21 protein-coding genes are annotated in these 26,229 nt (G+C 58.3%); 13 read left to right on the top strand and 8 right to left on the bottom strand.

Annotated features, from left to right (window positions below):
* Positions 1–69 precede the first annotated feature (69 nt).
* The 5 genes from CA85_RS20670 (at position 70) to CA85_RS25130 (ending at position 5,378) form a co-directional block, all read left to right on the top strand.
* On the top strand, positions 70–1,059 hold the full coding sequence (locus tag CA85_RS20670; RefSeq protein ID WP_146393265.1) for an adenosine kinase: 990 nt from the start codon (positions 70–72) through the stop codon (positions 1,057–1,059).
* Between the two features lie 3 nt (positions 1,060–1,062).
* Positions 1,063–1,446, top strand: coding sequence for a response regulator (locus CA85_RS20665; protein WP_146393264.1), 384 nt, complete (start codon positions 1,063–1,065; stop codon positions 1,444–1,446).
* Positions 1,431–3,056, top strand: coding sequence for a TrkH family potassium uptake protein (locus CA85_RS20660; RefSeq protein ID WP_146393263.1), 1,626 nt, complete (start codon positions 1,431–1,433; stop codon positions 3,054–3,056). Before CA85_RS20665 ends, CA85_RS20660 begins: the two co-directional genes overlap by 16 nt.
* Position 3,057: 1 nt before the next feature.
* Complete coding sequence (locus CA85_RS20655; protein ID WP_146393262.1) at positions 3,058–4,566, top strand: NfeD family protein; 1,509 nt, start codon at positions 3,058–3,060, stop codon at positions 4,564–4,566.
* Between the two features lie 650 nt (positions 4,567–5,216).
* Positions 5,217–5,378 (top strand): hypothetical protein, encoded by a 162-nt coding sequence (locus tag CA85_RS25130; protein WP_186775094.1) that lies wholly within the window; start codon positions 5,217–5,219, stop codon positions 5,376–5,378.
* On the opposite strand, the gene CA85_RS20650 is transcribed toward CA85_RS25130, so the two are convergent.
* Together CA85_RS20650 and xylB are read right to left on the bottom strand one after the other, a co-directional pair.
* Positions 5,366–9,154 carry a family 16 glycoside hydrolase gene (locus CA85_RS20650; protein ID WP_146393261.1) on the bottom strand — a complete coding sequence of 1,263 codons (3,789 nt, stop codon included), beginning with the start codon at positions 9,152–9,154 and terminating at the stop codon, positions 5,366–5,368. The two genes, CA85_RS25130 and CA85_RS20650, sit on opposite strands and share 13 nt — an antisense overlap.
* Positions 9,155–9,226: 72 nt before the next feature.
* Entirely contained in the window at positions 9,227–10,747 is a 1,521-nt protein-coding gene (gene xylB, locus CA85_RS20645) for a xylulokinase (RefSeq protein ID WP_146393260.1), read from the bottom strand.
* Positions 10,748–10,894: 147 nt separating this feature from the next.
* On the opposite strand from xylB, the gene CA85_RS20640 reads away from it, so the two are divergent.
* Positions 10,895–12,349 (top strand): type 2 periplasmic-binding domain-containing protein, encoded by a 1,455-nt coding sequence (locus CA85_RS20640; protein ID WP_146393259.1) that lies wholly within the window; start codon positions 10,895–10,897, stop codon positions 12,347–12,349.
* Positions 12,350–12,402: 53 nt separating this feature from the next.
* Here the strand turns inward: CA85_RS20640 and queG are convergent, their stop codons facing one another.
* A complete protein-coding gene (gene queG / locus CA85_RS20635) occupies positions 12,403–13,626 on the bottom strand; it encodes a tRNA epoxyqueuosine(34) reductase QueG (RefSeq protein ID WP_146393258.1) in 1,224 nt (407 codons plus the stop codon).
* Positions 13,627–13,833: 207 nt separating this feature from the next.
* Between queG and CA85_RS20630 the strand changes: the two genes are divergently transcribed.
* The 5 genes from CA85_RS20630 to CA85_RS20610 all read left to right on the top strand — a co-directional run bounded on the left by CA85_RS20630 (position 13,834) and on the right by CA85_RS20610 (position 21,255).
* Positions 13,834–15,525, top strand: coding sequence for an ExeA family protein (locus tag CA85_RS20630; RefSeq protein ID WP_146393257.1), 1,692 nt, complete (start codon positions 13,834–13,836; stop codon positions 15,523–15,525).
* A complete protein-coding gene (locus tag CA85_RS20625) occupies positions 15,522–15,992 on the top strand; it encodes a hypothetical protein (protein WP_146393256.1) in 471 nt (156 codons plus the stop codon). Before CA85_RS20630 ends, CA85_RS20625 begins: the two co-directional genes overlap by 4 nt.
* A 332-nt stretch (positions 15,993–16,324) precedes the next feature.
* Positions 16,325–17,626, top strand: a complete 1,302-nt coding sequence (locus CA85_RS20620) for a TrkH family potassium uptake protein (RefSeq protein ID WP_222435492.1) — start codon at positions 16,325–16,327, stop codon at positions 17,624–17,626.
* Positions 17,627–17,659: 33 nt separating this feature from the next.
* Positions 17,660–18,316, top strand: coding sequence for a potassium channel family protein (locus tag CA85_RS20615; protein WP_146393255.1), 657 nt, complete (start codon positions 17,660–17,662; stop codon positions 18,314–18,316).
* A gap of 167 nt (positions 18,317–18,483) precedes the next feature.
* Entirely contained in the window at positions 18,484–21,255 is a 2,772-nt protein-coding gene (locus CA85_RS20610) for a PAS domain-containing hybrid sensor histidine kinase/response regulator (RefSeq protein WP_146393254.1), read from the top strand.
* 48 nt (positions 21,256–21,303) lie between these two features.
* Here CA85_RS20610 and hisG read toward each other — a convergent pair whose 3' ends face one another.
* From hisG to CA85_RS20590, 4 genes are all read right to left on the bottom strand, one after another.
* Positions 21,304–22,164, bottom strand: coding sequence for an ATP phosphoribosyltransferase (gene hisG / locus CA85_RS20605; RefSeq protein WP_146393253.1), 861 nt, complete (start codon positions 22,162–22,164; stop codon positions 21,304–21,306).
* Positions 22,165–22,169: 5 nt separating this feature from the next.
* Positions 22,170–22,523 (bottom strand): phosphoribosyl-ATP diphosphatase, encoded by a 354-nt coding sequence (locus tag CA85_RS20600; protein WP_222435491.1) that lies wholly within the window; start codon positions 22,521–22,523, stop codon positions 22,170–22,172.
* A gap of 62 nt (positions 22,524–22,585) precedes the next feature.
* Positions 22,586–23,578, bottom strand: a complete 993-nt coding sequence (locus tag CA85_RS20595; RefSeq protein WP_146393252.1) for an Fpg/Nei family DNA glycosylase — start codon at positions 23,576–23,578, stop codon at positions 22,586–22,588.
* The gene (locus CA85_RS20590) at positions 23,578–24,696 is read right to left on the bottom strand and encodes a retropepsin-like aspartic protease (RefSeq protein WP_246113021.1); all 1,119 of its coding nucleotides are present in this window, start codon (positions 24,694–24,696) and stop codon (positions 23,578–23,580) included. Before CA85_RS20590 ends, CA85_RS20595 begins: the two co-directional genes overlap by 1 nt.
* A gap of 305 nt (positions 24,697–25,001) precedes the next feature.
* Between CA85_RS20590 and yacG the strand changes: the two genes are divergently transcribed.
* Positions 25,002–25,208: a DNA gyrase inhibitor YacG gene (gene yacG / locus CA85_RS20585; RefSeq protein ID WP_246113020.1), complete on the top strand. Its 207-nt coding sequence runs from the start codon at positions 25,002–25,004 to the stop codon at positions 25,206–25,208.
* A gap of 64 nt (positions 25,209–25,272) precedes the next feature.
* Here the strand turns inward: yacG and CA85_RS20580 are convergent, their stop codons facing one another.
* Positions 25,273–25,452, bottom strand: a complete 180-nt coding sequence (locus CA85_RS20580; protein WP_146393249.1) for a hypothetical protein — start codon at positions 25,450–25,452, stop codon at positions 25,273–25,275.
* On the opposite strand from CA85_RS20580, the gene greA reads away from it, so the two are divergent.
* Positions 25,451–25,930, top strand: a complete 480-nt coding sequence (gene greA / locus CA85_RS20575; protein ID WP_146393248.1) for a transcription elongation factor GreA — start codon at positions 25,451–25,453, stop codon at positions 25,928–25,930. The genes CA85_RS20580 and greA overlap by 2 nt on opposite strands.
* Positions 25,931–26,229 lie beyond the last annotated feature (299 nt).

Genomic DNA, 26,229 nt, shown 5'->3' with positions numbered 1-26,229 from the left:
ATTCTGTGCCCGAGTTATCGATCTTGGCATCGAATGGTCCGTGATTTCCTCCATCTTCAGTCAGTCAACATGTCCCATGACGTTTACGCAGTCGGCAATGCCCTCGTCGACATCCAAGCTCAAGTCAACGACGAGCTACTAGCACGCCTGGCCTTCGAGAAGGGCATCATGACGCTGGTCGATGACGAGCGCCAGGCTGGCGTGCTTTCTCATTTTGACCTCCCCTCACTGCACCGCTGTGCGGGTGGATCGGCTGCCAATACGGTGGCGGCGATAGCGGATTTTGGCGGACAGGCCGCTTTCGTGGGAAAAATCGGCGATGATGAAACGGGCGAGTTTTTTCTGAAGGATTTGAGAGCGCTCGGCGTGACGATTGACGTCGCACCGTTGACGGGCGCGCCGACAGGGACCTGCGCCGTTCTGATTACCGAAGATGCCGAGCGCACGATGCTGACCAACCTGGGCGCATCGAGCCAGTTGTCGGCTGAGGACATCGACGAAGCCGCGATCGCAACGGCGAAGTACATTTATATTGAGGGCTACCTGTTCACCGGCGAATCGACGAAGGCGGCAGCCTATCGAGCGATCGAATTGGCTAAGAAAAACGACGTGAAAATCGCCTTCACGGCGTCGGATCCGTTCCTGGTCAATATGATCCGCGACGAGATTTGGGAGTTGATTCGTGGTCCCGTCGACCTCTTCTTCTGCAATGAAGAGGAGGCGATGAGTCTAACCGGGCTGACCGATCCGGTGGCGTGTGCCAACAAGATTCACGAGTCGGCCGAAAACGTCGCTATGACGCTCGGCCCCAACGGTTCGATCTTGATGCACGGTGGCGATGCCATTCCGATTGAAGGCGTCAGCGTGAAAGCGATTGATACCACGGGGGCCGGAGATATGTACGCCGGTGGTGTTTTATATGGGATCACCAATGGATTATCATGGAAGCAATCAGGGCACCTCGCCTCGCACGCCGCCGCTCGCGTGGTCGGACAACTTGGTGCTCGACTGGCTACCCCGTTCACGAACGACGAAGTTCGTCAGCTGACCAACGTATGAACTATGATTCCGAACGTTCTAATCACCGACGATGACGCAGGGTTTCGCAGTGCCCTGTGCGATGCACTCTCGGACCGTGGCTTGACCCTCTATCAAGCCAGTGACGGAGATGAGGCGCTTGAAGTGATCGGCCAGGAATCCATTCACCTCGTCTTGGTCGATGTCCACATGCCACGTGTGACCGGAATCGAGGTCATCCGCGAGATCGCTGGCCGTTCGCTGCGGATTCCCACGATTTTGATGAGCGCGATGATGGACGAAGCTATCGAACGGGAAGCCGCTCGGATGCGCGCCTACCGGATTCTGCATAAACCGATTGGGCTGCGGGACCTCCGTCAAATCGTCTCGGGCTCGTTGGCCGAGACGTACGGGTGGCGCCCCTCTTGAACTTTCCACTGCTGCTAAGATTTCTGGGGACGATCTGTTTGCTCATCGGTGCGTCGATGAGTTTCAGTTTTCCCTTTGCGTTCCCCGTCATGGCCGAACGCACCCACTTGCCGCCGGCCGCCGAATTTGAGCAGCGAGCGAGTTATGGGTTGATCGCCAGCATGGCGGTGTGTTTTGGAGTGGGGTTGCTGTTCCGGTTTCTTGGCCGCAGCCATCGGCAAGGCAGTCAACTGTTTCGCAAAGAGGCCATGGCAATCGTGGGTCTGTCATGGGTCTGCGCAACGATCCTGGGGGCCTTGCCGTATTACTTCAGCGGCACGCAGACGGCCGCAGGGATGCCGATTACCTTCATCGAAGCGATGTTCGAATCGCAGTCCGGATTCAGCACCACGGGGGCGACCGTCCTGACGGACCTGGAGTCCCCCGGGCTCGTTCCCCATTGCATCTTGTTTTGGCGTTCGTGGACGCATTTCCTGGGCGGCCTGGGGATCGTTGTGTTGTTTGTTGCGATCCTCGGTCAGGGGTCGGCAGGCAAAGCCATGATGCGAGCCGAGATGCCCGGGCCGACCAAGGACGGCAGCATGCCTCGGATGCAGCACACGGCGCTCGTGTTCGCAGCCATCTATGTCGGACTCAATGTGCTGTTGACGATTATCTATTTCTGTGAAGGGATGAGCGCTTTCGATTCGCTCTGTCACGCGTTCGGGACGATGGCGACCGGTGGATTCAGTACCTACAACCGATCGCTCGGCGGTTTCGATAGTCCGCTGATCGAGTCCACGACGATCGCTTTCATGGTCCTCGCCGGTACGAATTTCACACTGCTTTACTTGAGTTTGATCGGCCGGCCTCGGCGAATGTTTCGCGACGCAGAATTTCGGGCTTACGTGGGGATCATTGGTGTCGTCACCGCAGGCGTGGTTTTTTTCGGCATGCGAGCTGACGATGAGGGCTTCACGACGCTGCTCTCGGCGGTTCGCAACGGGTTGTTCCAAGTCGTTTCGGTGATGACGACGACGGGGTACGGCACGGCCGATTTTGACCATTGGAACAATTTTGGACGCGGGATTCTTCTGCTGCTGATGTTCGTGGGAGGGTGTGCCGGCAGCACGGGAGGCGGTCTGAAGGTGATTCGGATCGTTTTATTCTGTAAAATCTTGCGTTTGGAAGTGGAGCGCGCCCACCGCCCCCGGGTAATCCGGCCATTAAGGATTAGCGGCCAAGCCGTTGACGATCCAACCCTTGCTCACAATATCCTGCTGTACTTTTGTATGGTGCTCGCGATCTTCTTGGCCTCCTGGCTGGCTTTGGTCACCCTCGAGCCGAATTCGACGTGGGGCGTCCTCGAGAGCACCGTTGCGAAACAGTCCGAGCAGGGAAAGGAATTGCTCAAGGGCACTCTCGATGACAAACTCGTTGATTGCGCGAGTGCGGTCGCAGCCACGCTCAATAACATCGGCCCCGGCTTGGGCGTGGTCGGAGCAACGCGAAACTACGCGGGATTCAGCCAGGGTGCTAAGCTACTCTTTGTCTGGTTGATGATGCTTGGCCGGGTCGAGATTTTCAGTGTACTGTTATTGTTCGTACCGTCGTTTTGGCGAAGGGCGTGAGATGTTGAATTCAAATTTCCGATTGCAGTCAGTCCTGATGGCACTGTTCCTGTTGATCTGCACGATGCCAGGTTCGACGCAAGCGGAAGTTGAAACTCAGCAAGGAGATGCGGCCTCTGCCCCGACTCGGCGTACCGCTGTCATTCTCCCGCTGAAAGAAGATATCAACCCACTCAGTGGCGCGCTGTTGAAGCGGAAGTTCGAGGCGGCGATCGAGTCGGGGGTTGATGTGATTATTTTCGATATCCACTCGCCCGGTGGTTTCACCATGGTCACCCTGGAACTGATGGATATGGTGCAGGATGCCGACCAGGTGGAGACGGTAGCCTATATCGGCAAAGACGCGATCAGCGGCGCGGCCCTGCTATCGTTGTCCATGGACACGATCCTGATGAAACCCGACGCGCGGATCGGCGATGCGGGAGAGATTGTCATGGGAGAGGATGGTGCGTATCGCTACACCCAAGCCAAGAGCCGCAGCGTGCTCGCTCAACGGGCTCGTGATACCGCCGCGGCGACCGGACGCCCGATCGCGCTGGCTGAAAAGATGACTGACAAGGATATGGTCGTTTTCCGTGCAACGAACACGGATACGGGCGAGACCCGGTTCCTTTCGGACAAAGAAATCGCAGCGATGAAGGACGCTGACGACTGGGAGATCGGCAAGCCCATTCGCGAGGCGGGAAAGGATATGTTCTTTATCGCCAACGGTCGCCGCGCCGTCGAGCTCGGTGTCGCCGACCAGCTCGTTTCCGGCAAAGATGATCTGGCTCGTGTACTCAACGTGCAGTCCCCCATACCTGAGGTGCAGCGAAGCTGGGTCGATACGTTGGTGTTCATACTGAACATGAAATTCTTCACGTTCCTATTGGTGCTCGCCGGTCTGGTCGCGTTGGCGGTCGAGTTCAGTGCCCCTGGGTTGGGTGCAGGCGGTCTGGTCAGCCTGCTCTGTTTCGGGCTGTTCTTTTGGAGCCGTTTCTTGGGCGGTACCTCCGGATGGCTGGAGGTATTGCTCTTTGCAATCGGTCTGCTCTGCATCGCCTGCGAGATCTTTGTGATTCCTGGTTTCGGCATCGCTGGAATTTTAGGCCTCGCCCTGACGGCCGGATCACTCGTGATGGCATCAGGGCGCCTGACCATGCCGAGCGGCCAAATCGACTGGACCGGATTGGGGAATGATCTCGTAATCGTGCTCGGTGCGTTTCTGGGATTCCTCTTTGCCGTCGTCTTTCTAACCAGCTACATGGGGAGTATTCCTGGACTGAGTCGATTGACCTTGCAAGCGGAAATTTCCCCTGAGAGTGCGGTGATTGACGAGTCCGCACCGACTTGGCAGCGTGTGGAGATTGGGCAAACCGGCACGACGGTCTCACCGCTGCGACCGGGGGGACGCGTCGAGGTCGACGACATGCTGGTCGATGTGGTCAGCGAGGGCGACTATATCGACGTCGGAGAACCCGTGCGAGTAATCGCCAAGCAAGGCTCTCGAGTCGTCGTGCGGGTTACCTAAACGAGGCTCATCCGACGGCAGCGTGCGGCCGAGGTTTTCAAGGCATGGCTCCAGTATCGAAGGATTGATTTGTGGGATGTGATTATCAATGTTAGACTGGCACTTCCGGGAGAAACGGAGCCGAGCTCTGCAGAGGTGCGGGCTTGGCAAGGGATATCTCGGTCGCCAGCGTTTCCCTGCAAAAGCGGTACGCCAATGGTGTTGTCGCTCCCTGGCGAGCGTTTGTTCGTCAGGGACGCATTTTTGAACGATCATTGGATCTAGAGCCATGCCTCAAAAAAAAACCTTCCGCGGTGCTCTGCGCACGCTTCCGTCGGATGAACCCTAAACGAGACAGACTTTCGTTAACAGATGGAGAGATCCGGGACAGCCAGAAACGCTGAGGTTACGCTGCGTGACCTACGGTGGTTCGTTGGCCGTGGAACGTCGACCCCGAAGTGGGTCGCAGATCCCGTCGTGACTGATCTTCCACCCCATTCGGGGTTGGCGTTTGCGTTTGGTGACCTGTCCGGTGGTGTTCGCTTACGCTCAAACCACCGGCTTTTTCCTTCAACGCCTTCGGCGTAGGAAAAGTTGTGGGAGAGCTACAGCTCGTTGCCTCGTCTACGACAGAAAAGATCTCGCAAAATCCGCCACTCATTGATCACGCGATGCTTAATACTCCCCCGCTTCGCAGCGGCCGGGTGGATGGCGGCTGGGTGGATGGCGGCCGGGTGGGCGGCGGTACGTGGTGCATTCGCGGCACTCGGTCCGACATTGTGGCCCCCGGCGTCGATTCAAGCGACCGCCCGCTGGCCGCCTATTGGCGGTAGCGTTTGTCGTTGGCGTCTCCGCCCGATAAGAGGTATGCGATAAGATCGCGAACCTCTTCCGCGTTGAGATCATCGAGCAACTCCGTCGGCATCTGTGAGACTGGCGAGGCGATGACCTCCTCGACATCATCGGCTGCGACCTCGATTGCTTTGGCATCCGGCTGAGGGGGATAGACTGTCAGCCCACCGCCGGCATGCTCGATCACCAATCCGGTCAGCAGGTTGCCGTCAGCAAGCAGGACATTCGATGAGCCATATTGATCAGAGATCACCTTGCTCGGATCGACGATCGCCTCAACCACGTACTTCCGATCAAACTTGTTCGGGATGCTCGTCAGATCGGGGCCGATGTTTCCGCCGAGGCCGGCGAAGCGGTGACAGGATGCGCACTTGGCACTGAAGTACAGCGAGCGTCCCCTCTCAAAATTGGGTTTCCCTCGAGCGGCAGCGGCTCCCGCCGAGGCGACATCCCATGTTCGGCCCGGTCCTTGGATCGGAGCGATATCGAAATCGGGAACCGGATTGAAGTCCTCACCCGTGATGTCCTCCAATGCCTTTCTTTGTTCGTCAGTGCAGGCAGCAAGAGCTTCGTCTCGAATACGGGTGAGGTACCCGGGGAAGCTCGAACCGCCGGAGGTTTGAGCGGCATCATTGAGAAACCGAAAGTACGTGCGGCGAAGCGGGAGCGTCCAGCCCTGGCGCAGATTACGGAGCATGAATGCATAGTGAATCTCGCGTGAGGGCGGCGGGTTGTCGAGCATTCTTTGCACGCCGCCTCCGTATCGGCTGTTGCGTGATGCGAGCGTTGACCAATCCGGATACTCAGGGGCCGGGCGGTGTTCGATCAATGCCATCGCTTTGGCCGCTACTTGGGTGCTTCTCAAATAGGTCAGCAAGCGGATCAGTTCCACGTTCACGTTGTCAAACTCGCTGGGCAGCATCGGTTCCAACTTGTTTAACAATTGCCGGCGTTGTGCGGTGTCCGGTTCTTGGAGTTGGGTGAACACCAACGCCATCGCGCGGAGGGCACCGAGCTGTTGGCCCTCGGGAAGGTCGCCGATGGGGAGGTTGAGAAGATGATCGATCAGCGGGGACGCGTGAGCTGCCTCGCCCATCCGCGCCAGAGCGACGGCAGCGGTAATCGCGGTCTGCGGGTTCGCTGCGAGAAACACTCGCTCCGCCCACGTCTCGACATCCTGGCTCTCGATCGCAATCCGGGCGGCATTTCGCAGAAACCGATCTTGGCTGGATAAAAATGGCCAGGCCGTCTCGACCGCTGCGGCGTCCTCGACGCCATGGAAAGCTTCGAGCCTGTGCCGATCGGCGCGAGCGGCAGCGTGTTCTGGTGCGGGGGCAGCGGGCGGCGCGGTGGACTCATCACCGATGTAGTGCACTCGGAACAGAGCCGATTCGGTGCCCCGACCGCCGACGGCAAAATACAACGCTCCGTCGAGACCGACGACAGCATCCGTGACGGGCAGTGGCGTGCCATAGACAAACGGCTCCGCAGTCCCCTCGTAGCTCGACCCGCTGGGCTGCAGAGCGATGGAATAGATCGTGCCGAAGGTCCAATCCAGGGCGAACACCGCCTCCTGGTACCGTGTGGGAAACCGCGTGCCCTGACCGGATACCATGCCCGTCGGTGAACCGGGACCGATATCCACGACCGGCGGCAGGCTGTCTTCATAGTACGCGGGCCATTTCCCGCTCCCACTTCGCCACCCAAAATCGGCGCCACTGACCACGTGACAGATGCGAGTGGGGCGGTACCAAGGGGTGCCCATGTCCCATTCCATGTCCGCATCAAAAGTAAACATGTCCCCAAATCGATTCAGGGCCAAGTCATATTCATTGCGAAAACCGATCGTCTCGAGTCGTTGAGTTTTTTCGCTCACATCGAGGCGAGTGACCCATCCACCGGGCGCCATCAAACCCCGCGCATGGCCGTTGGAGTCCCACATCCGCGGTAGTAACAGACCTTCGTACCACGTCGGTACGTTACTCCCGGCGAGGGTACCCAGCTGAGCATGGTTGCCGCCGGCCATGTAAATTCCGGTGCAATCTTCGGTCACGACCACGGCGTGATTGCCATGCTCGCCACCGCTACGGCCACCGGGAATCACTTCGGCATGATCGAGGGCATCGTCGCCGTCAGTATCGGTCAAGCGAACCAGATTGCCGCCGTTGCGGTGAAACCACAAACTGTCAAATGCCCAAACCAAGCCCTGGGCACCGGATAGATCACTCAGTTCGCCGACGGAAACTTTCTCTACATCGGGCTGTTGGTTTCCGTGCATCGTAATCCGGAATAGTCCCTGCCCGCCTTGATCACAGGCATAGATCCGGCCCTGGGGATCGACAGCCATCGCAACCCAACTGCCTTGGTTCTCGGGGATGCGATAGATTCGCTCGATTGCGAAACCCGGCGGCACGATCACATTCTTCGCGTTGAGCGGGTCCGCGCCACCCGCCGCGCCGATTGCGTGGTTGGGGATCTTCCAGGGATCTTTGCCAAGCTTCCCTAGCTCGTGCGACGACTGCCATTGGGACTCAACGACGGCAGCCTTGTTCCAGTTCTCGCCGGGCTCTTCACTCAACTTCCAATCGCCATTGGTGAGAACCAATTGCTCTGTGCCGTCTTCGAGTTGGATAATTATTTTGCAGACGAAAGCGGCGACACCGGTTTCGTTCTGGCACTCGGCCGCAATAAGGTTGGTTCCTGATTGGAGTAGCTTCGAGACATCTTGCTCGACAGGCTTTCTCCAATCGCTAGAACTGCCGACCTCCTCGCCATTGATGAACAATTTCAGCGAGTTGTCACAGGTCGCGTACACGCGTGCGGATTGGATCTTGCCGCCGACTTCCACGCTGCGTCGAAACCACACCTTTTGCTTCGGCTGCGGATTGGGAGTCCAGATCCAGGTAGGCATCGGTTCCGCGGTCACCCATTTATCGTCATCGGCTGCTGCGGCTTTTTCGGCGCGGGCTACCGCCTCTGCGGAGGATTGGACCGCCTCGTTTAACGTCGACATGGCCTCAGGGCCGCTGAGCGGTCGCAGCAACAGCGAACGGAATTCGACCTCCACCGGCGGACCGGCGTGCAGCTGCAGACCGAGCTTTCCCGATGACTTCGCAGCGGGATTTTCGTCGGTGATATCGACGGTTGTGATCCCATTGACTTGATGAATCAACCGATTACCGACCGCGATGATGCGAAGATCGTTCCAGCTACTGCCGTCGAGAGTATCCGCATTGCCGACTTCGCTCACGATCTGCGTCGTGCCATCGGCTTGGGCGACAATTCTCTGCCCCCTGGTGGCGATGATCCCACGCGGGGTTCGTTCGCCGTACATCATCCCGAAGTACTCTTGGCTGGGATGCAAGTCGGCTTGATAACCCGCCATGGCAAATTTGTCAGCGTCGACGATGTCGCTGCGATACTGCACTCCTGAATTATTGCCTTCGAACCGGACTTTGCAGCGGAACTCAAAGTCTCCGACTTCGCCTCCTTGCCAGACCAGAAAAGTGTTGCCGTTGGTCGGATGATCGCTGGTCGTCTGACCGTGGATCGCGCCATCGACGACCGACCAAAATCCGTCCAGCCCTTGCCAGCCATCGAGCGATTGACCATCGAACAAAATTTGGAAGCTCGATTCACCGCCGTTATCAGGCCCTGCCTGTTGGGCAGCGGCGTTGGATTGGGCAGCGGAGCAGAGGCCGAGCAAACAAAAACACAAGTATCCGGTGCGCGCGAGGGCACCCAAATTCAGCGGCATGGGAGGCTATATGAGGAAGGATAGGAGGCGGGGGAGGGGAGGTGGGACACCAGGCAGATCACCGAGCGAGAGCTACTGCAGATCAGCGAGCGTGTGCATCGGTTCACTCAGCCGAGTGTAGAGGTCACGATAGACTGGGAACAGTTTGTTGTAAATCGCTTTCGACTTCGCATCGGGCTTGGTTTCGTCGGCGACTTCGATCGTCGCAGCACAGGCCGATGCGATATTGCGATGAGCGCCGTCACCGACTGCCGCGAGCAGCGCGACACCGTAAGCGGCGCCTTGTTCGACTCGCAGGGTGGTGATTTTTTTGCCAAACACATCGGCTTGCATCTGTCGCCACATCGTGTTCTTGCTACCGCCTCCGGAAGCTCGGATCTGCCGAACGGGAACGCCGAGCGACTCGATAATATCGAGGCTGTCACGCAGGGCGAAGGTGATCCCTTCCATCACGCTGCGTGTCATCGCGGCCCGGTCATGGGTCAGGTTCATGCCGACAAAGGCACCTCGGGCTCGAGGATCCGCATGTGGTGTGCGCTCGCCATTGAGGTAGGGCAGGAACAGCAAGGCACCGCTGCCGGCGGGAGCGCCGGCGGCTTCCTCGGTGGCCGCAGCGAAGGAGCGACTCTTGGGTACGCCCGCTAAACCCTGCAGCACATTCTCAACCCACCACTGCAGCGATCCGCCGCTGGTCAGGTTCACGCCCATCATGTGCCATTTGCCTCGGACAGCGTGACAGAAGGTGTGTAGCCGTCCGGCGGCGTCAATATTGGGCTGGTCACTGTGCACGAACATGACACCGCTCGTTCCGATCGAGGTGCTCAGCAGACCGGTTTTCACGATGCCGTTGCCGATCGCACCAGCAGCACAATCGCCAGCTCCGCCGACAACTTTGCAATCGGTGGTCAGCCCGAGCGATTTGGCCGCTGCCGTGGTCAGCGTTCCGGTGACATCTTCGGATTCCACCACGCGCGGCAGCAGCGAGGAATCCAGGTCCAACTTGCTGAGCAGTTTGCTCGACCAAGCCCGCTCTTTCACATCGAGTAACAAGGTACCGCTCGCATCGCTGACCTCGGTTACGTAGTCCCCGATCAGACGCCGACGAATATCGTCTTTGGGCAGCAGGACCTTTGCGAGTTTTCCAAAGTTGCGTTTCTCTTTGTCTCGCAACCACAGAATTTTGGGTGCTTGGAATCCAGTCAGCGCTGGATTGGCGACCATGCCAATGAGTTTCTCGCGTGAACCGGCCGCGGAGGTGATCGCTTCGCACTGATCGGCGGTTCGTTGATCGTTCCACAACAAGGCGGGCCGGATCACTTCGTCGGAGGCATCTAGAAAGACCGAACCATGCATTTGTCCGGACAATCCGATCGCCTTGACATCGGCCTTATCGACCTTGGATTGCCGCATCACCGCCCGAACGGTTTTGATGGTTGCCTTCCACCAGTCCTCAGGGTCCTGCTCGGTCCAGCCGGGGCGAGGCTGGGCCATCGGATAGGTCGCGTCGGATTCCGCGAGCACCTTGCCCGCTTCATCGATGAGGAGTGTCTTCGTACCGCTGGTGCCGATGTCGATTCCGAGGTAATAGCTCATGCTGCCGTAAATCGTGAATAATTGGAAGAGTCGAAAGAAGAAGGATCCGGGGCTACCCTGAACAAGACGACAATATAACGCGTATGATGGCCGCGTTGGCCTCGCCGGCCAACGTTTTCTTGCGTTCCGAACCCTGACTGTTCTTTCATGCGATCATCCTCCCGCGCGGGCGACCTCCCATCTTCCTCGACACCGCGTCTGGCACGCCGTGAATGGATCGCAGGTGCCGCCTGCGTGATCGCGTCGGCCGGCTGCCGCCCTGATCCACAAGCCGCCGAAGAATCGTCCAAACGCCCAACACGCACTGACGTGCCCCTGCGAGTTCTTTGGATGGGAAGTCAGCAGGACGCCGACACGCTGCAAAGGACATGGGGGTCGATCAGCGAACAACCGCTCGAAATTCAGTTGATCGATCCGGTGCGTCAGCTGCCTGCGACCGAGGCACCCACTTCGCTCCTGTCCGATGAATTGTTCGAGCGAGCTGCTGCTGCCGATGTGCTGTTGTACCCTGTCTCAATGCTGGCCGAGATGGTGTCGCGAAAACGCGTCATGCCTCTGCTCGCGAGTGAGACCGTGTCAGCCGAGTTCGCCGATGCGGATGCGGAGGTTCCGGTCCTGGAGAATCGCTCGGCCGTGCCGGTCGCACTGCGAATGGCAACCTCGATCGCTGGCGAGAAGCTTGCCAAGCCACTCGGAGGCTACTTGCCCTCGCTGATGTTGGGCGAATCGTCCAGCGACGTGTCGGTCCCCACCTGGGACGACTACACGGCTTTGGTCGAATCATCCGATGGGAAGTGTAGTGAACCCACCGCGCCGCAGTGGGCCGGGGCGATGTATCTATGGCGATTGGCGAGCAGCCTGCAAACGACGTGGTTGTTTGACCGCGAATCACTCGCACCGCTGCTGACGCAGCCCGAATATGTTGCTGTCTTGCAGCAGATGAAGGACGCTGTTGCGAAATCCAGTCCGGAGTATCACGGTCTCACGCCAGGAGAAATCTACCGTGCGGTCGCCAATGGCGAGCTGCAGGCAGGTATCGGATTCCCCCAGCTCGATACAGGGCCGGAAGCCGATGGACCTTCCGGCGATACGGTGATCACTTTTAAGGAACTGCCAGGTAGCGCAGTATCCTCGAGGGCGACGGGCACGGAGGACGAGCGGCGCCCACTGCCGCACCGAGCCATGGTCGATCCATTCATGCTCGTCGGATCCATGGCGGCATCCTGTCGTCAAACAGCGGCTGCGGGCGTATTCCTGGAATGGATTGGAGGCGGTCAAGGCAGCGAACCGCTGTATCGCAATATTTCTTCGCTGGTCAACGTGGCGACGCCCGCGAGCGAGTCTTCCACTGACATGGCCGAGCGGTATCGGGCTTGGCTGAGCACGCAGTTATCTAGCCCAGGGTTTGTGCCTACCCTGCAGCTCGCTGGTGCTGCCGAGTATTACAATGTCCTCGACCGCAAGGTGCGAGAATGTGTACTCGGCGAGTTGTCCGCAGAGGTCGCCTGCGAGCAGATTTCGGAGGCCTGGAGCAAACTGCATCAGAAGCATGATCGAGCGAGCCAAAAGCGAATGTGGCGACGCGCCCGATCGATCGGCTGAAATTGCATGCTGGCAGTTCACGCCATTTGTGGTTCTCCCGACGTGCTGACAGGCTAGCCTTGCCTGGGTTCCAGCTCGGCCAAGACCATCGCCTGGCTCTCAACTCGTCGCAGTTGATCGAGCGCGTTGGCGACATGATCAGGAAGCGGCAATGGCGAACGTTCGCCAATCTGAAAAATTGCCCACACGCAGGCCGCTCTCACCATCGGCTCGGTGTCTTGGAGGCCGGATAAGAGCGGGGAGAGGCAGTCGAACGTGCCAGTGTTTCCCAAGACGATTGCTGCATTTCGTAGCAAACCACGCCGCCGCGTTCGCCACATCGGAGTCTTACGAAACCGCTCGCGAAAGGAATCCTCGTCGAGCCAAAAGAGTTCAGCCAGCTGCATTCGACCGCGTGAGGGCTGGGCGGCAGATTGGTGGCCCGACGCGTCGCTGCCCTCCGCTGCGATCGCCCGACGAGATGGTTTGCGATTCCATGGGCAGACTTCTTGGCAGACGTCGCAACCGAAAACCCAGTCGCCGATGTCGTGACGCAGCGATTCCGGTATCAGCTCCCGACTTTCTATGGTTAGAAAGCTGATGCACTTTGATGCGTCGAGCACGTGCGGGGCTACGAACGCATCCGTTGGACAGGCATCCAGACACGCTGTACAGGTGCCGCAGTGGTCCGTCTCAAAGGGCGTATCCGACGGAAGTTCGATGTCGACAAGAACGCACGCGAGAAAGAAATAGCTGCCCAGCGTTCGGCTCAGTAGCAACGTGTTCTTGCCTCGCCATCCCAATCCCGCCAACTGAGCGACTTCCCGTTCCATCATTGGTGCGGTGTCCACGATGCCACGGGCGTGGGCCTCGGGAGAAAGCTGCTTAATGCTGCGGCAAATCCGCTTGAGCTTGGGGTGAATCACGTCGTGGTAGTCGGCTCCGGACCAGGTGTACCGGGCGACGCGTCCGTGTATCGTTATTCCCGTCCCATTTCCGTCGGCGATCTTGCTCCCAGTCAGGTCCGGTGGAATGGGATCGGTCGCGGGATACGGATACGCCAAAACGACCACGCTCCGGGCCCCGGGCAGCACCCCACTGGGATGGCGATAGGCATCCAAGCGGTCCGCAAAATAGGTCATCTCCGCCGCGAAACCAGCTTCGATCCATTCCACGAGATCGCTAAACCCCGCGCTATCTAGGGCGGGCGCAAAACCGCAGGCGATAAACCCTTCCGCCAATGCATCCGCTCGAATCGCGGCAGCGATCGCGTCCGGTGCAGGTTTCGAAAGTGGCATAGGCTTTGGATCGACAGATTCGTTAACGTGAAACGGGTTGCGAGGACAGTTGCTTGGCGTGATCGGCGCCGCGACTTCTCGATGGATCGGGAACACTCGCAACCGATGCTACCATTTTCGCTTCAGTTTGGCCGCCCGGCATGCCGACTGTAACGATTAGATAGGTTATCCGCTTTTTTCGTTTTGTGCCGCTTCGGGACGTCGACCATGTCATCGGTTGAAACACAGTTTCACGTACCCCCGTTTCCTCCCTTCCCCAGCGCCTCGCGATACCTTCGCGTCGGTTCCCAGGATGACGCGTTGCAGCGAGTTCGCCACGCCGTGGAGGCTTGGGAGGCCATCTCGCTCGTCATCGGACCGCCCGGCACCGGCAAATCCTTGATCTGCCAAGTGCTGCAGCAATACTTCTCGCGAGATCGTGAAGTCATTGTGTTCGGCGACACCACGTTGGAGAGTCCGCTCGCTCTGCAGCGTCACCTGCTCAGCCGGCTCGATCGCATTCGCGGCATCGCGCCGTCGCCCCCAGCTCACGGTGATGATCCTCAACTCGCTATCATCGAGCGTATCGCAAACAGTTCCAAGGACTTCTCGGGTCTGTTGTTGCTCGTCGATGAAGCACAATCGCTCCGCCCGGATGTGCTCGAAACGATCCGCATTTTGACCAATGCGATGTCCGATGGTCGACCACGTGTCAGCGCCGTTTTGCTGGGTGGTCCCCAGCTCGATGAGACGCTCGCATTGCCGTCGCTCGACGCGCTTGTCCAACGGGTCGCCACGCGGTGTTATGTCCATCCGCTCTCCAGTGACGAGACCGAACGCTACATCCGCAGGTCAATCGAGCAGAACTGTGAGCCGGAGAGCATTGAGATCGACGAGTCGGCCGTTCGTTCGGTACATCACGCCTGCAGCGGCGTGCCACGATTGATCAACCAGTTGATGTCGGCTGCCATCGGATTGGCAGTCTCACGGCAACAGCCCTGCATCACAACCGACACGGTCGAGGGAGCGTGGTCGATTCTGCAGCAACTACCAGGGCCGCTTGTCGAAGAGCCGGAGCTGAGCCGTCCAGAATCCAATGTGGAGTTCGGACCGCTCACCGACGAGTGCTCTGCCTTCGAGAGTGCCGACTGTGAGGAGCCTGCCTTCGAGGAAGTCACCTCTGAGCAAACCGCCTCTGAGCAAGCGGCAGTTGAGCAAGCGGCTGAACAAGACGTTCTGGCAGACGATGACCGCGGGCAGTCCGGCGCCTCACAGGACGACACAGTTGCTGCTGTTGCCGAGGCGGCCTGTCATCCATGCGATCAACAGTCGGATCCGTGCGGATCAGCCGACGAAGATCACGAGAGTCAGACTCCGGAGTTCACGATGCAGACGCAGCTTGGCTGCACCGGTGATGATGGATCTCAGTACGGGGCGGTCAGCTTTGACTGCCAAGCGGAGAGTGACTTCGATTACGACCGCGTGGGTGCAATCGACGATAGCTCACACGCCGATCCGCCCCAGATTCTCTCTCACCAAGACGCCTGCGAGGAACCGATTCGGGATGCCACGCCATCGCCGAACGATCTTTTCGGCGACTTTGATGACGAGGAAGACGTCCGCGAGTTGCCTCAGGACGAGGAATTGAATCATAGCGAAGACATCGAATCAGAGCTTCATCGCGAAGTGCTGAGCCTGAGAGATGTCGCGACCGCGCCGGTGCTTTGGGTGGAAGATGCCGAAGAGGACGGATTCACTCACGATGACCGCGATATGCTGGTGATCGAGGACGACGTGCAAGTCGAATCGACTGTGATCGTCGAGGAAGCCCATTGCGACGGACCCGATGAGCCATCGATGGCGATCGACTTTCACGCGATGCTCGCCAAGATGCGTACTTCCAAGCATGCTGACCAATGACGCACGAACGATCCGTCCAATCGCTCTCGAGTGACACGACACTCGACGCGTTTCTCTCGCATGCCGTTGCGGCCAATCGAGCGGAACAGAAGACACTGGCTCTCGTCATGCCAGCGAGTCTTGCCTTGACGCCTGCGTTTTTCTGTGATCTCGGTAGTCGTTGGTGCGAGTTGCGTGAGAAATTGACGCTGGCGCCGAACACTCTTTTGCGAGTGGACTTCTGTACGGATACCGCTGGGATGAATTGGATCCCGAGTATCGGAGCTCGCTTTGAGCAGTGGCGACGCCAGCGGGCTCTGAGTCAGCGAAATTTGCACGCGGCGATTTCGCTGACACACTGCCTGCTCATCGGTCGTCCCGCCCGGGACGCCGCCACGGTCGTCATGGGGATCGCCGATCCGTCGCTCGATCTTCCCGACTGGGTCAAGGCCGCACCTGTGTCTCTACCGCGCCACTCCATGTGCTGATGGGCGACGGTGCAGAGGTGCTCTCTCGCCGATTCGACTGATGCGGGCAATGCTGCTGCTACACAGGTGACGACCCAAAACGACCTGCCCGCTGGGACGCGGCTTCGCAGCCCTCGCCCTATGCTGATGTCGGAGCTCACTGTCTAATGCTACGGTATCCCTGAACCGCATACTACGCAGGCAGAACGTGAGGTTTCTCCGCTGTGGTCCAACCGCACTGTCCAAAAGACACGACTGGAAAGAACTCGCCAAAACGATTGGGAAGCACGAGTCCGCCCCGATGGAGCCAAACGCGGCGGCTTGCTCCTGCCGAACTGTTCGTTGGCTCATTCTTGGCGCTGATTGTTGCCGGTACATTAGCACTTAAATTCATCCCCGGATTGTACGAGAACGAGGGGCTGGGTTGGACCGATGCTGTTTTTACGTCGACCAGTGCGGTTTGTGTCACGGGTTTGATTGTCGTTGATACCGCTACCTATTTCACGCCGCTGGGCCAAGCTGTCGTGTTGGTTCTGATTCAGCTCGGCGGACTTGGCATGCTCGTGCTGACCAGCGTTATCATCGGCGCTCTCGGGGGCAGGCCATCGCTAAGGACAGAGAGCCTGGCGGTTGGCGCACGGCATTTGCTGCCGCAGGTACCCACAAAACGGCTCATCGTCGATGTGGTCCGATTCACTTTTTTATTCGAGGCAATTGGCGCGTTTACGCTGTACCTGTTTTGGACGCCTCGGATGGGGTGGAAGGAGGCGATCTGGCCCTCGATCTTTCATTCCGTGAGTGCGTTCTGCAACGCGGGCTTTTCAACGAACTCGGGTTCTTTGATCGAGTATCAAGACTCTCCCGCCACGATCGTCGTGATCTCCGTGCTTATCGTCGCCGGCGGGTTGGGTTTCATCACGATGGAAGAGATCCATCAACGCTACATTCGGCGGAATCCCGCTTTCAGGCGTCTATCGATCCATAGCAAGCTTGTGCTCGCAACCACAGCTTTCCTACTGCTCAGTGGCTGGGCACTCTTCGCACTGTTTGAGTGGCAGGGCCTTCTTTCAAAAATGCCTCTGGTCGACAAGCTGACCAATTCGCTCTTCATGAGTGTCACACCCCGCACGGCCGGTTTTAACACGATTGACTATGGATCAGCGACGGATAGCACGAATTTCCTGACGATCATTTTGATGATGATAGGTGGATCCCCGGGCTCAACGGCTGGCGGGATGAAAACGACGACCTTTGCACTGCTGGGACTGCTTGCCTGGTCCCGGCTGCGATCGCATCAGACGGCGAGTTTCGCGAATCGTTCCATTCCATCTGAAACCATTCAGCGAGCAAGCGGCCTGTTTGTGATCGCAACTGGCATCGTAGTCTTGGGAGTCTTCGTGCTCGCCTTCATTGGAGATTCTCACAGGGCCACGCAAGCGTTTTTGGTGCGACTGTTTGAGACGACAAGTGCTTTTAATACGGTCGGGCTCTCGATGGGGATCACTCCGCAATTATCGACTCCATCACGCTGGATTGTCATCGTCCTGATGTTTATAGGGAGAACAGGTCCGCTGTCCATTGCCGCGGCACTCATCGTTCGTCTTTCGACTCGAGGGCGTTTCCGTCTGGCCTATGAAGACGTGGTTGTCGGATAGCCCCATGATCCAAACAATAGGAGGAGATTCGGTATGAAGCGTTTCGTTGTGGTAGGTTTAGGCAATTTCGGCTTCACCGTGGCCAAGACTTTGTCCGAAGGCGGACAGGATGTCATAGCAGTGGACCTGGATGGCGATGTTATCGACCGTTTGGCAACATTCGTGTCCCATGCCGCAGTGGGCGATGCCACCGACGTCGAAACACTACGTGGAATCGGGGCGGCGGAAGCCGACGCCGCGATCGTCTCCACGGGCGACGATATGGCATCGAGCATCCTTGTTGCGATGGCGCTGCATGACCTGAAGGTGAAAGAGATTTTCGTGAAGGTGGTATCGAGCGATCACGCCCGCGTGATGCGTCGCATCGGCGTTACCGACGTCGTTTTTCCCGAGCGTGATACCGCCCTGGCGCTCGCCACCCGGATCAGTGGTTCGGCGTTGCTAAACTACGTCCGCCTGGGAACAGGCTTTAGTATCCAAGAGATGGGGGTTCCGGCGAGTTGGTATGGCAAATCCATTCGTCAACTCGAGCTTCGTCAGAATTACGACATTTCGATCGTCGCGCTCCATGATGTTCTCGTCGACACGATCACAGCGACTCCCGACCCCGACTACATCCTGAAGGATTCGGACACGCTGCTCGTTGCTGGTGACGACACGGCGTTGGAAAAGGCAGCCATGGTGAAGTAGATGTTCATGACCGGTTCTATTGGACGGCCTTCCGTGGAGAGATTGATTCAGCGATCATGATCGCAACATCCATGTGATTGACCCGCGCGCCATTGGAAGCGACGATAGAGGCGATCGGTGCCTACCGTGGAATTCGCCTCCCTTGAATTAACGAGAGCAATCTATCGATGAGCAGCCCAGCGATCTCAAACGATCTTGCTCAGTTGGCGATTGCGATGTCCGGCATGGGGCTAGTACGGATAGACTGTTCTGCTGAGACGGCGTTTCTGGACGACCGCGCTGCCGCACTACTGGGTTTGCCCGTTGACCAAAGGCTTCCGCTGCGGCAGTTTCGTGAGCGATTTCACTGCCAAGATCGCAGCCGGTTTGACGATCAATGCGCAGCAGCGCTCCGTAAGGAAGTGCAACATCACTTCGAACACGAGTATCGTGTGGTCCATCCTAATGGAGATCTTTTCTGGCTGCTCGTGCGTTGCCAGCATCCATCCGCTGAGGAGGGGGATGATGGTGCTGCAGAATCCATCTTGCTGGCTTTGCTGGATATCACCGAACGAAAGCGACTACAAGACGAGCTCGGGCGCGCTCACGAGACTTTCTATCACTTGGTCGAGGACAATCCATTGGGGTTGTATGTGGTCGATGCAGACCTGCGCATGCGGTATGCGAGCCAGGGGGCCCGCGACGTATTCCAAAGTGTTACGCCGCTGATCGGATGTGACTTCGCTGAGTTGATGCATTCGATCTGGCCCGATTCCTTTGCATCCGAAGCGGTGCATCAATTTCAGCGTACGCTCGGCACCGGAGAGCCGTACATCGCGCCGCCCCTGGTGGAACGTCGGACCGACGTGGATGCGACCGAAGCCTACGATTGGTCGATCTACCGCATCGCACTGCCTGACAATCAATATGGAGTTGTCTGCTACTTCTATGATGCCACCAGTCGACAAATGGCCGAGGAAGCCATCCGGCAGCGCGAGACGTACTTTCGTGAAATGACAAATACTGCACCGGCGATGGTCTGGGTCACCGACGTCAACCATCAATGCACGTTTCTCTCACAGGGTTGGTGTGAATACACCGGACAAAACGCATGCGATGGATTGGGATTTGGTTGGCTGGATATGGTTCATCCCGATGACCGTCCTGTGGCCAAAGCTGTGGTAATGCCTGCGTTCGAGCGTCACGAGACGTTTTCGTTCGACTACCGCCTGCGTACCGTCTCGGGCGAGTATCGCTGGGCGATTGATTCTGGACGCCCCAAATTTTCTGAAAGCGGTGAATTTGAAGGCTATGTCGGCAGTGTCATCGATGTGCATGAGCGGCACACGGCTGAGAAGGCGCTTCGTGATCGGGCACATGAACTCGAAATCAGTGAGGAACGCCTCCGATTGGCAGCCGAAGCGACCGGCTTTGGTACCTATGACTACGATGTAGAAACAGATGAGACCGTTTGGTCAGATCAGCTCTATCGCATCTTCCAGCAAAAACCGAAGGCGGCCCTCCAGCCGAGTTTGGTGATGCGGTTGATTCATGATCAAGACCGGCCCAAGGTCCGCAAGCTCATTGAAGATGCCAAACGATCTGCCGGAGATGAAAGCTTCCAGTGCGAGTATCGCATCATCCGGCCCTCGGGAGAAATTCGCTGGGTCCTCGACTCCGGACGGGTTATATTCCAAGAACGCCGGCGCGTTCGATCCCCGGTGCGTATCATCGGTACCCTACAGGACATCACGCAGCGGAAGCTGCATGAGGTTTCCCTGGAACAAGCCAAGAAGTCGGCCGAATCTGCCAATCGTTCCCGTGGCGAGTTTTTGGCGAACATGTCGCATGAAATCCGGACCCCCATGGCAGCGATTATCGGGCATACCGATATTCTCAAAGACCATCTCACCGATCCCGATAACCTTCAATTAGTCGAAACGATTCGCCGCAACGGCAATTTCCTGTTGGAGATTATCAACGATATCCTCGACCTTTCCAAGATTGATGCGGGAAAGGTGGAGGTTGCGAACCGTATCGTTCGTCCAGATGCTATTCTTGCGGAGGTGAGGTCACTGATGGACGTGCGCGCCGCTGAAAAGAATCTGCCGCTGAGGATCGAGTTTACTGGGCCCATTCCGGAAACGATTCATACCGACGCGATCCGACTTCGTCAGATTCTCGTCAATCTCGTTGGCAACGCGATTAAGTTCACCGATGAAGGGGAAGTACGTTTAAGAATCAGTCATGGCTCCAGCGGAATGCTAACCTTTGAGGTCATCGATACCGGGATAGGGATCGCCCCGGATAAGATTGAAACTCTATTTGATCCGTTCGTACAGGCCGACAACACGTCGACGCGTTCGTTCGGCGGTACGGGACTTGGTCTGACAATCTGTCGCCGATTGGCACGCATCCTCGGCGGCGATATCGCCGTCGAAAGCATCCTGGGTGTGGGCAGTCGATTCACCCTGGCGATGGAAGCCCGGTCGCCGGGTCAGTTGGTTCAGCCCAATCTGGCGCTCGACGACGCTGCGGAGAAACCGGACACGTCGATTCGACTCAATGTCGCCGTGCTCGTCGTCGATGACCGTCGAGACATTCGCTATCTCGCTCAGCATTGTATCGAAAAGGCGGGCGGACGCGTTCTTACTGCAACCAACGGACGGGAAGCCATCGAGGTCGTCACGGAAGGCGTCTCGCCTCAGATCGGTGTGATTGTAATGGACATGCAAATGCCGGTTATGGACGGTTACGAGGTCACTGCAGAACTACGCCGCCGTGGGTGTGATGTACCGATCATTGCCTTGACCGCGAACGCGATGAAAAGCGACCGCGACAAATGCATGGCGGCGGGATGCACGGACTATACGACCAAGCCTCTCGATCGTCATCAATTGGTCGCGATGATCGACCGCCTGTCCCATCTCGGCGAATCGAACAGCCTTCGCTCTCACTGAATGCAACGGGAAAGAGCAGGATGAGGCTCCGCCAGTCCATCCGGTTGACTACAGCCGACAGTTATTGAGCGTCATCTCGAAGACGGCTGTCGCGCCGATCAATTTGAGTTGGTCCATGACGTCAACAACTTCGCCCCGGCGCACCATTACTTGCACGCTGCACCAGTCTGCATCTTCGAGCGAATTGATCGTCGGAGAGTTGAAACCTGGCGTCACTTTCTCCGCAGCGGCAAGCTCGCGCCGGGGAACGTTGTACTGGATCAGTGAGTAGTCACGGGCGATCACGACACCCTCGAGACGCTGCACAAGACTGTCGGCGATCCCGCTGAGTCGTCTCGTGTCGTTTTGGATCAAGACGGTTTCGTAGTGTCCGATTTCTTCGAGGATGCGGAGTCGGTTCGCCGCCAGTGTGCTGCCGGTTTCCACGAGATCGACGATCGCGTCAGCAACGCCGAGCTGAATCATCGCTTCGACGCTGCCAGCGAGCGAGACCAGGTGCGCTTGAGCCCCGTGCTCAGCGAGATATTGCCGGGTGACATTGGGGAAACTGGTGGCGATCCGTTTGCCATCGAGTTCCGCGGCCGACTTGATCTCTTTATCGTCAGGGACACAAAAAGCGAGCCGGCATCGACCGACGCCAAACTTCATCCGCTGCTCGACGGCGGCTCCCGATTCTTGAACTAAATCGCCGCCGGTGATCCCCATGTCGATGGCTCCCTCGGCGCAAAGCGTGGGGATGTCGTCGGTGCGAAGGTAGACGAGATCCACATCCATACCGCTGACCCGGGCGAACAGGCCCCGGTTTTGGCGTCGGAAACGCAACCCAGCTTGTGACAGGAGGTCGGTCGCTAAATCGCTCAGCCGTCCCTTGCTTGGGATGCCCAATCGAAGGTGAGAATCGGAGATCATGGCTACTACTTTGTTAGTCCATCGTTGGATTGACGGGCGGCCTTCTCGGCCAACCCGGAGGTGCCCTCGCGGCGGGCCAGTTCCGCGGCGACCTCGTCGAGCGAGATCCCGCGCCAGGCCAACATTACGAGGGTGTGATAAATCAAATCGCCAGCCTCGTAGACGGCGTGAGCACGTCCGTCAGCTCCTGCTTCGCCCGCTGCCTCGATCAGCTCTTCCGCTTCCTCGCGAATCTTCTTGCCGATCGCATCGGCGCCACCGTCGAGTAGTTTTGTCGTGTACGAGCCCGCCGGTCGCTCAGCGGCACGCTCAGCGAGGGTGGACATCAGACGATCGAGTGGAGCGAGCGAATCAGGCACGGGAAAAGGCTGTCGTGTCAGGAAAAGATCGTAAAAAACCGCAGGGCAGGAAGCCGCAGATGTTAGTCGGAGAAGCCGATTTCGCCAACCGCCACATGTTTTCCCGTCCGCCGCTGGCATTTTGGACAAAAAAACGTCGATCGTTGGGCCTGAACGATTCGGCGGATCGTGCCCTCGTGGCAGCGTGAGCACAGCTCCCCCGCCCGGTCGTACACGCGGTGCATGTTTTGGTACCCGCCCGATTGATTCAGCGCATTGCGATACGTTCCGTCGCTCAGCGTGCTGCCCTCGTGAGCGATCGCCTGGTTCAAGACCCGGCCAATGGCTGCGTGCAGCCGCGACCACTGCGGCCGGCTGAGTTGGTCGCACCTCCGTCGCGGATCGATGCCGGCGACGAATAAGATCTCCGCTGCGTAGAGGTTGCCGATGCCTGCCACGGCAGTCTGATCGAGCAGAGCGACCTTGATCGCCCGTCCGCTCCGGCTGAGCCGCTCGCGAAGTGTCGGTTCTGAAATCAACAGTGCGTCTTCGCCCAATCTCGCGTCGATCTGTGATTCGTACTCTGTGGGACTCATCAAGCGGATCGTGCCGAGGCCCCGCCGATCCCACACCAAGAGCGGACTATCGCTAGGCACTGCACGAGCGTTAGGCACTGTACGAGACATTCCGGCAGCGGCTTCGTTCGCCGCGGAGCCGGCCCTTCCCGGACGCTCGTCTGGCCCCAACCGCTCGGCAGCGGAAGTCTGCTCACTGCAAAATTCAATTCGGAGCCGCAGGTGATCGACACCCGGTGGATCGGCTAGCAATACCAGCCCGCTCATACGCGGTTCGATCACAAGTCGATACTGGTCCTCGAACACGATCATCACCCGCTTGCCCCGCCGCTGAATGTCGCTGACGAGTTGGCCCACGCGCGAGCGGTGGATCTCGGTGATTGGCGGTTCGATCCGACACGGTCGACAGGCGCAGGGTGGCTGCTCGACACGGGCGACCCGCGAACCAATGATGGGTCGAATCCCTCGACACATCGTCTCGACTTCCGGAAGCTCCGGCATCAGTGAGTCTGAGCGTCCGGAGAGTCGGCGTCATCCACACGGAGCAGTCCGAGCGTTTTGCCGGCCGAGTCGAGTTCGAACTTGTATCGATTGAGATAGCTGAGTCCCAACAGGGGTTCGGCTTTGAGAGGGATCGCTTCGAGCACGACGGCATCGACATCCTCGGCTTCGAATTGACCGACGCGAACACTCGAGAGTTTGACGCGTCGGCCACTGATCTGTTGCCCATTGGCGAGTTGCAGGCGGAGAATGGGAGCATCATCGGGAACGACGATCTGCAGCTCCTTTGCGGCGTCGGCAGGCAGTGTCACGAGGGTGGCACCACTGTCGATGATCATCCGGACGGATTGCTGGTTGACGCTGACCATTGTGTACAGTGCGCCACTCGGCGCAGCGTTCAGTTCAATCGTCTCTTGAAAGACCTCCTGTTCGAAATCGCGAAAGCGATTCTCGATCGCGTGCAAGACTTGCTCCGCATCAACATCTTTCGGGACGTCAAAGTTCGCGTTCATCACGCTGATCGCAATCTGAACCTGCCCGTTCTCGAGCTGAGTTTGAATCGTGTCCTCGAGTTCATCGATCTGCTTGCGTACTTGAAAGACGGACTCGGCGTAACCTTGTTCGGCAGTGTTGATCTTCGCTCGAGCCTTCTGGATCAGCTCTTTATGTTCGCCATGCTGCTTTTTAAGCTGTTCAATCTTGGTCCGCGTGGCATTGATCAATGCTACCAGTCGATTGTTTTTTGCCACGTCGATGCCAGCGACGCGGGCGAGTTGCAGGTTCAGTTCGCCGTCTTGGTTTTTAAGTTGGTTGATTTCATTCTCGAACATCGCCCCCTGGTTCTGGGAGACCGTGAACGCTTTCTGTTGCAGTTGGAGCTCTCGTCGTTCGCGGCCGAGCCCACTGAGCGTCCGCGACAACTCCGCCGCGTCGGTACTCTGGATCGATTTTCCGCTTCGTCGCAGCCCAGCGTCGAGCAATACAGTCTCCGCCTTTTCGACGACGGCCGCTGAGTAGGTTACCGAGGGCGCCGTCGTGTTGGAGTCGCTCGCCGCCGCGGTCGGGCCGTCTGCGTAGACGCTTGCGAGACCGCCCGTGACCGATCCACAAAGAAGCACCAATGCGAACTCGCCGGTCCGCCAGGCTACCCTCGAACAGATCCGGCGACCTGAAGCCCAGCAACCCCAGATCCGGCGACCCAAGATCCGGCGACCTGAAGCCCAGCGGCGCGGGGCCCACGAGCGCGAGGCCGGCAGGTGGGGGGCGGTGTGGGGCACGGAGAACATGGCAATCCATCCAAGGTTTTTCAAAACGATCCTTCTATTGTAAGCTATGGGGGTCCGCGGTGGCGTTCCGTTGTTGGACGCCTCATCATTGCAGCCTTTGACCCCCGGTAAAGTCGATTTTCATGGATGTCTCGAAAATGAAACCGAATCCCATGACCTGTCCGACCTGCGGCCGGAAATTCTTGTCCGACGAGACCCCGACACCTCCGTTCTGCACCTCCCGGTGCCAACTGATTGATCTGGGACGCTGGTTCAACGAGGAGATTGGTGTGCCGTTTGAGGGGGATGCGGAGGATACACCGGTTGAGTACCGCGACTATCCGGACGAACCTCCCCGGCGATGACTCTGTCTTAGAGATGCGAACGCACGCGTTGCAGATTTCGGCTGTTTTGCGTGCCGTGCCGGCCTCAGGCGGCGGACGTCGGATTGTCGGTTTCACGCTGGGGAAGGGCTCGAGAGCACTTGCCGCGCGCGTCGGACTGGTTCACAATGACGCGTCTTTGATTCGTCACGGCGGCCTTTTCCAACACATGGGTGTGGGAAAGGTTTCTTTTTTGGTTTCTGCAAAAATTCAGGATGACAGGCATGGTTGAATCCGTCCCCATGACCCGCGAGGGCTACAACAAAATCAAAGCGGAAATTCACCGTCTCGAGCACGTGGAAATGCCGCTCGTGACGGAGAAGATTGCCGAAGCTCGAGAGGAAGGCGATCTGAAAGAGAATGCGGAGTATCACGCTCAGCGTGAAAACCAAGGGATGTTGATGGCGAAAGTCAACGAGCTGAAAGACAAAATCGCGCGCGCCTCGATCATCGACCCGTCAAAACTGCCCAAAGATGAAGTCGTTTTCGGTTGCACGGTCACGGTGGAGGATGTTGCCTACGGGGACGAGGAAGAGTTCACACTCGTCGGCGCTGGTGATGAGGACTACGACGCGGGCAAGATTCTCGTCACGAGCCCCTTCGGCCAGGGCTTGCTCGGTAAGAAAAAGGGTGAGTTCGCCGAAATTGACGTGCCCGCGGGCAAGATCAAGTTCAAGGTGCTGAAGATCTCTTTCGAACTGTGACAGTAGTGGACGAAGCGATGAGTCCCCCGCATCGTAGCGGACGAAGCGATGAGTCCTTGCGTCCCCACAAATATCCCGTCAGGGATAATAGAAAATAGCCGCGGGTCAGCGCAGCGCCACCTACGATTGATCGTGGAAGAGGGGAGCGCCGACCCCGAAGTGGGTCGCAGACCTCGCCGTGGACGATCTTCCACCCCATTCGGGGTTAGCAGGCGTGTTTCGCGGCGTTTCCGGTGGTGTTCGCTTGCGCTCGACCACCGGCTATTTTCGGTTCATCCGACGGAAGCGTGCGCAGAGCA

The organism is Allorhodopirellula solitaria (assembly GCF_007859855.1).
GTDB classification, from domain to species: domain Bacteria; phylum Planctomycetota; class Planctomycetia; order Pirellulales; family Pirellulaceae; genus Rhodopirellula; species Rhodopirellula solitaria.
This window is presented reverse-complemented; position numbering and strand designations above follow the sequence as displayed.

Coding starts and splice junctions, on each gene's coding strand:
- CA85_RS20595 (WP_146393252.1), bottom strand. CDS start 23,578: ATGCCGGAGCTTCCGGAAGTCGAGACGATGTGTCGAGGGATTCGACCC.
- hisG (WP_146393253.1), bottom strand. CDS start 22,164: ATGATCTCCGATTCTCACCTTCGATTGGGCATCCCAAGCAAGGGACGG.
- CA85_RS20655 (WP_146393262.1), top strand. CDS start 3,058: ATGTTGAATTCAAATTTCCGATTGCAGTCAGTCCTGATGGCACTGTTC.
- greA (WP_146393248.1), top strand. CDS start 25,451: ATGGTTGAATCCGTCCCCATGACCCGCGAGGGCTACAACAAAATCAAA.
- CA85_RS20610 (WP_146393254.1), top strand. CDS start 18,484: ATGAGCAGCCCAGCGATCTCAAACGATCTTGCTCAGTTGGCGATTGCG.
- queG (WP_146393258.1), bottom strand. CDS start 13,626: ATGCCACTTTCGAAACCTGCACCGGACGCGATCGCTGCCGCGATTCGA.
- CA85_RS20640 (WP_146393259.1), top strand. CDS start 10,895: ATGCGATCATCCTCCCGCGCGGGCGACCTCCCATCTTCCTCGACACCG.
- CA85_RS20625 (WP_146393256.1), top strand. CDS start 15,522: ATGACGCACGAACGATCCGTCCAATCGCTCTCGAGTGACACGACACTC.
- CA85_RS20580 (WP_146393249.1), bottom strand. CDS start 25,452: ATGCCTGTCATCCTGAATTTTTGCAGAAACCAAAAAAGAAACCTTTCC.
- CA85_RS20615 (WP_146393255.1), top strand. CDS start 17,660: ATGAAGCGTTTCGTTGTGGTAGGTTTAGGCAATTTCGGCTTCACCGTG.
- CA85_RS20670 (WP_146393265.1), top strand. CDS start 70: ATGTCCCATGACGTTTACGCAGTCGGCAATGCCCTCGTCGACATCCAA.
- CA85_RS20630 (WP_146393257.1), top strand. CDS start 13,834: ATGTCATCGGTTGAAACACAGTTTCACGTACCCCCGTTTCCTCCCTTC.
- CA85_RS25130 (WP_186775094.1), top strand. CDS start 5,217: ATGCTTAATACTCCCCCGCTTCGCAGCGGCCGGGTGGATGGCGGCTGG.
- CA85_RS20665 (WP_146393264.1), top strand. CDS start 1,063: ATGATTCCGAACGTTCTAATCACCGACGATGACGCAGGGTTTCGCAGT.
- CA85_RS20650 (WP_146393261.1), bottom strand. CDS start 9,154: ATGCCGCTGAATTTGGGTGCCCTCGCGCGCACCGGATACTTGTGTTTT.
- xylB (WP_146393260.1), bottom strand. CDS start 10,747: ATGAGCTATTACCTCGGAATCGACATCGGCACCAGCGGTACGAAGACA.
- yacG (WP_246113020.1), top strand. CDS start 25,002: ATGAAACCGAATCCCATGACCTGTCCGACCTGCGGCCGGAAATTCTTG.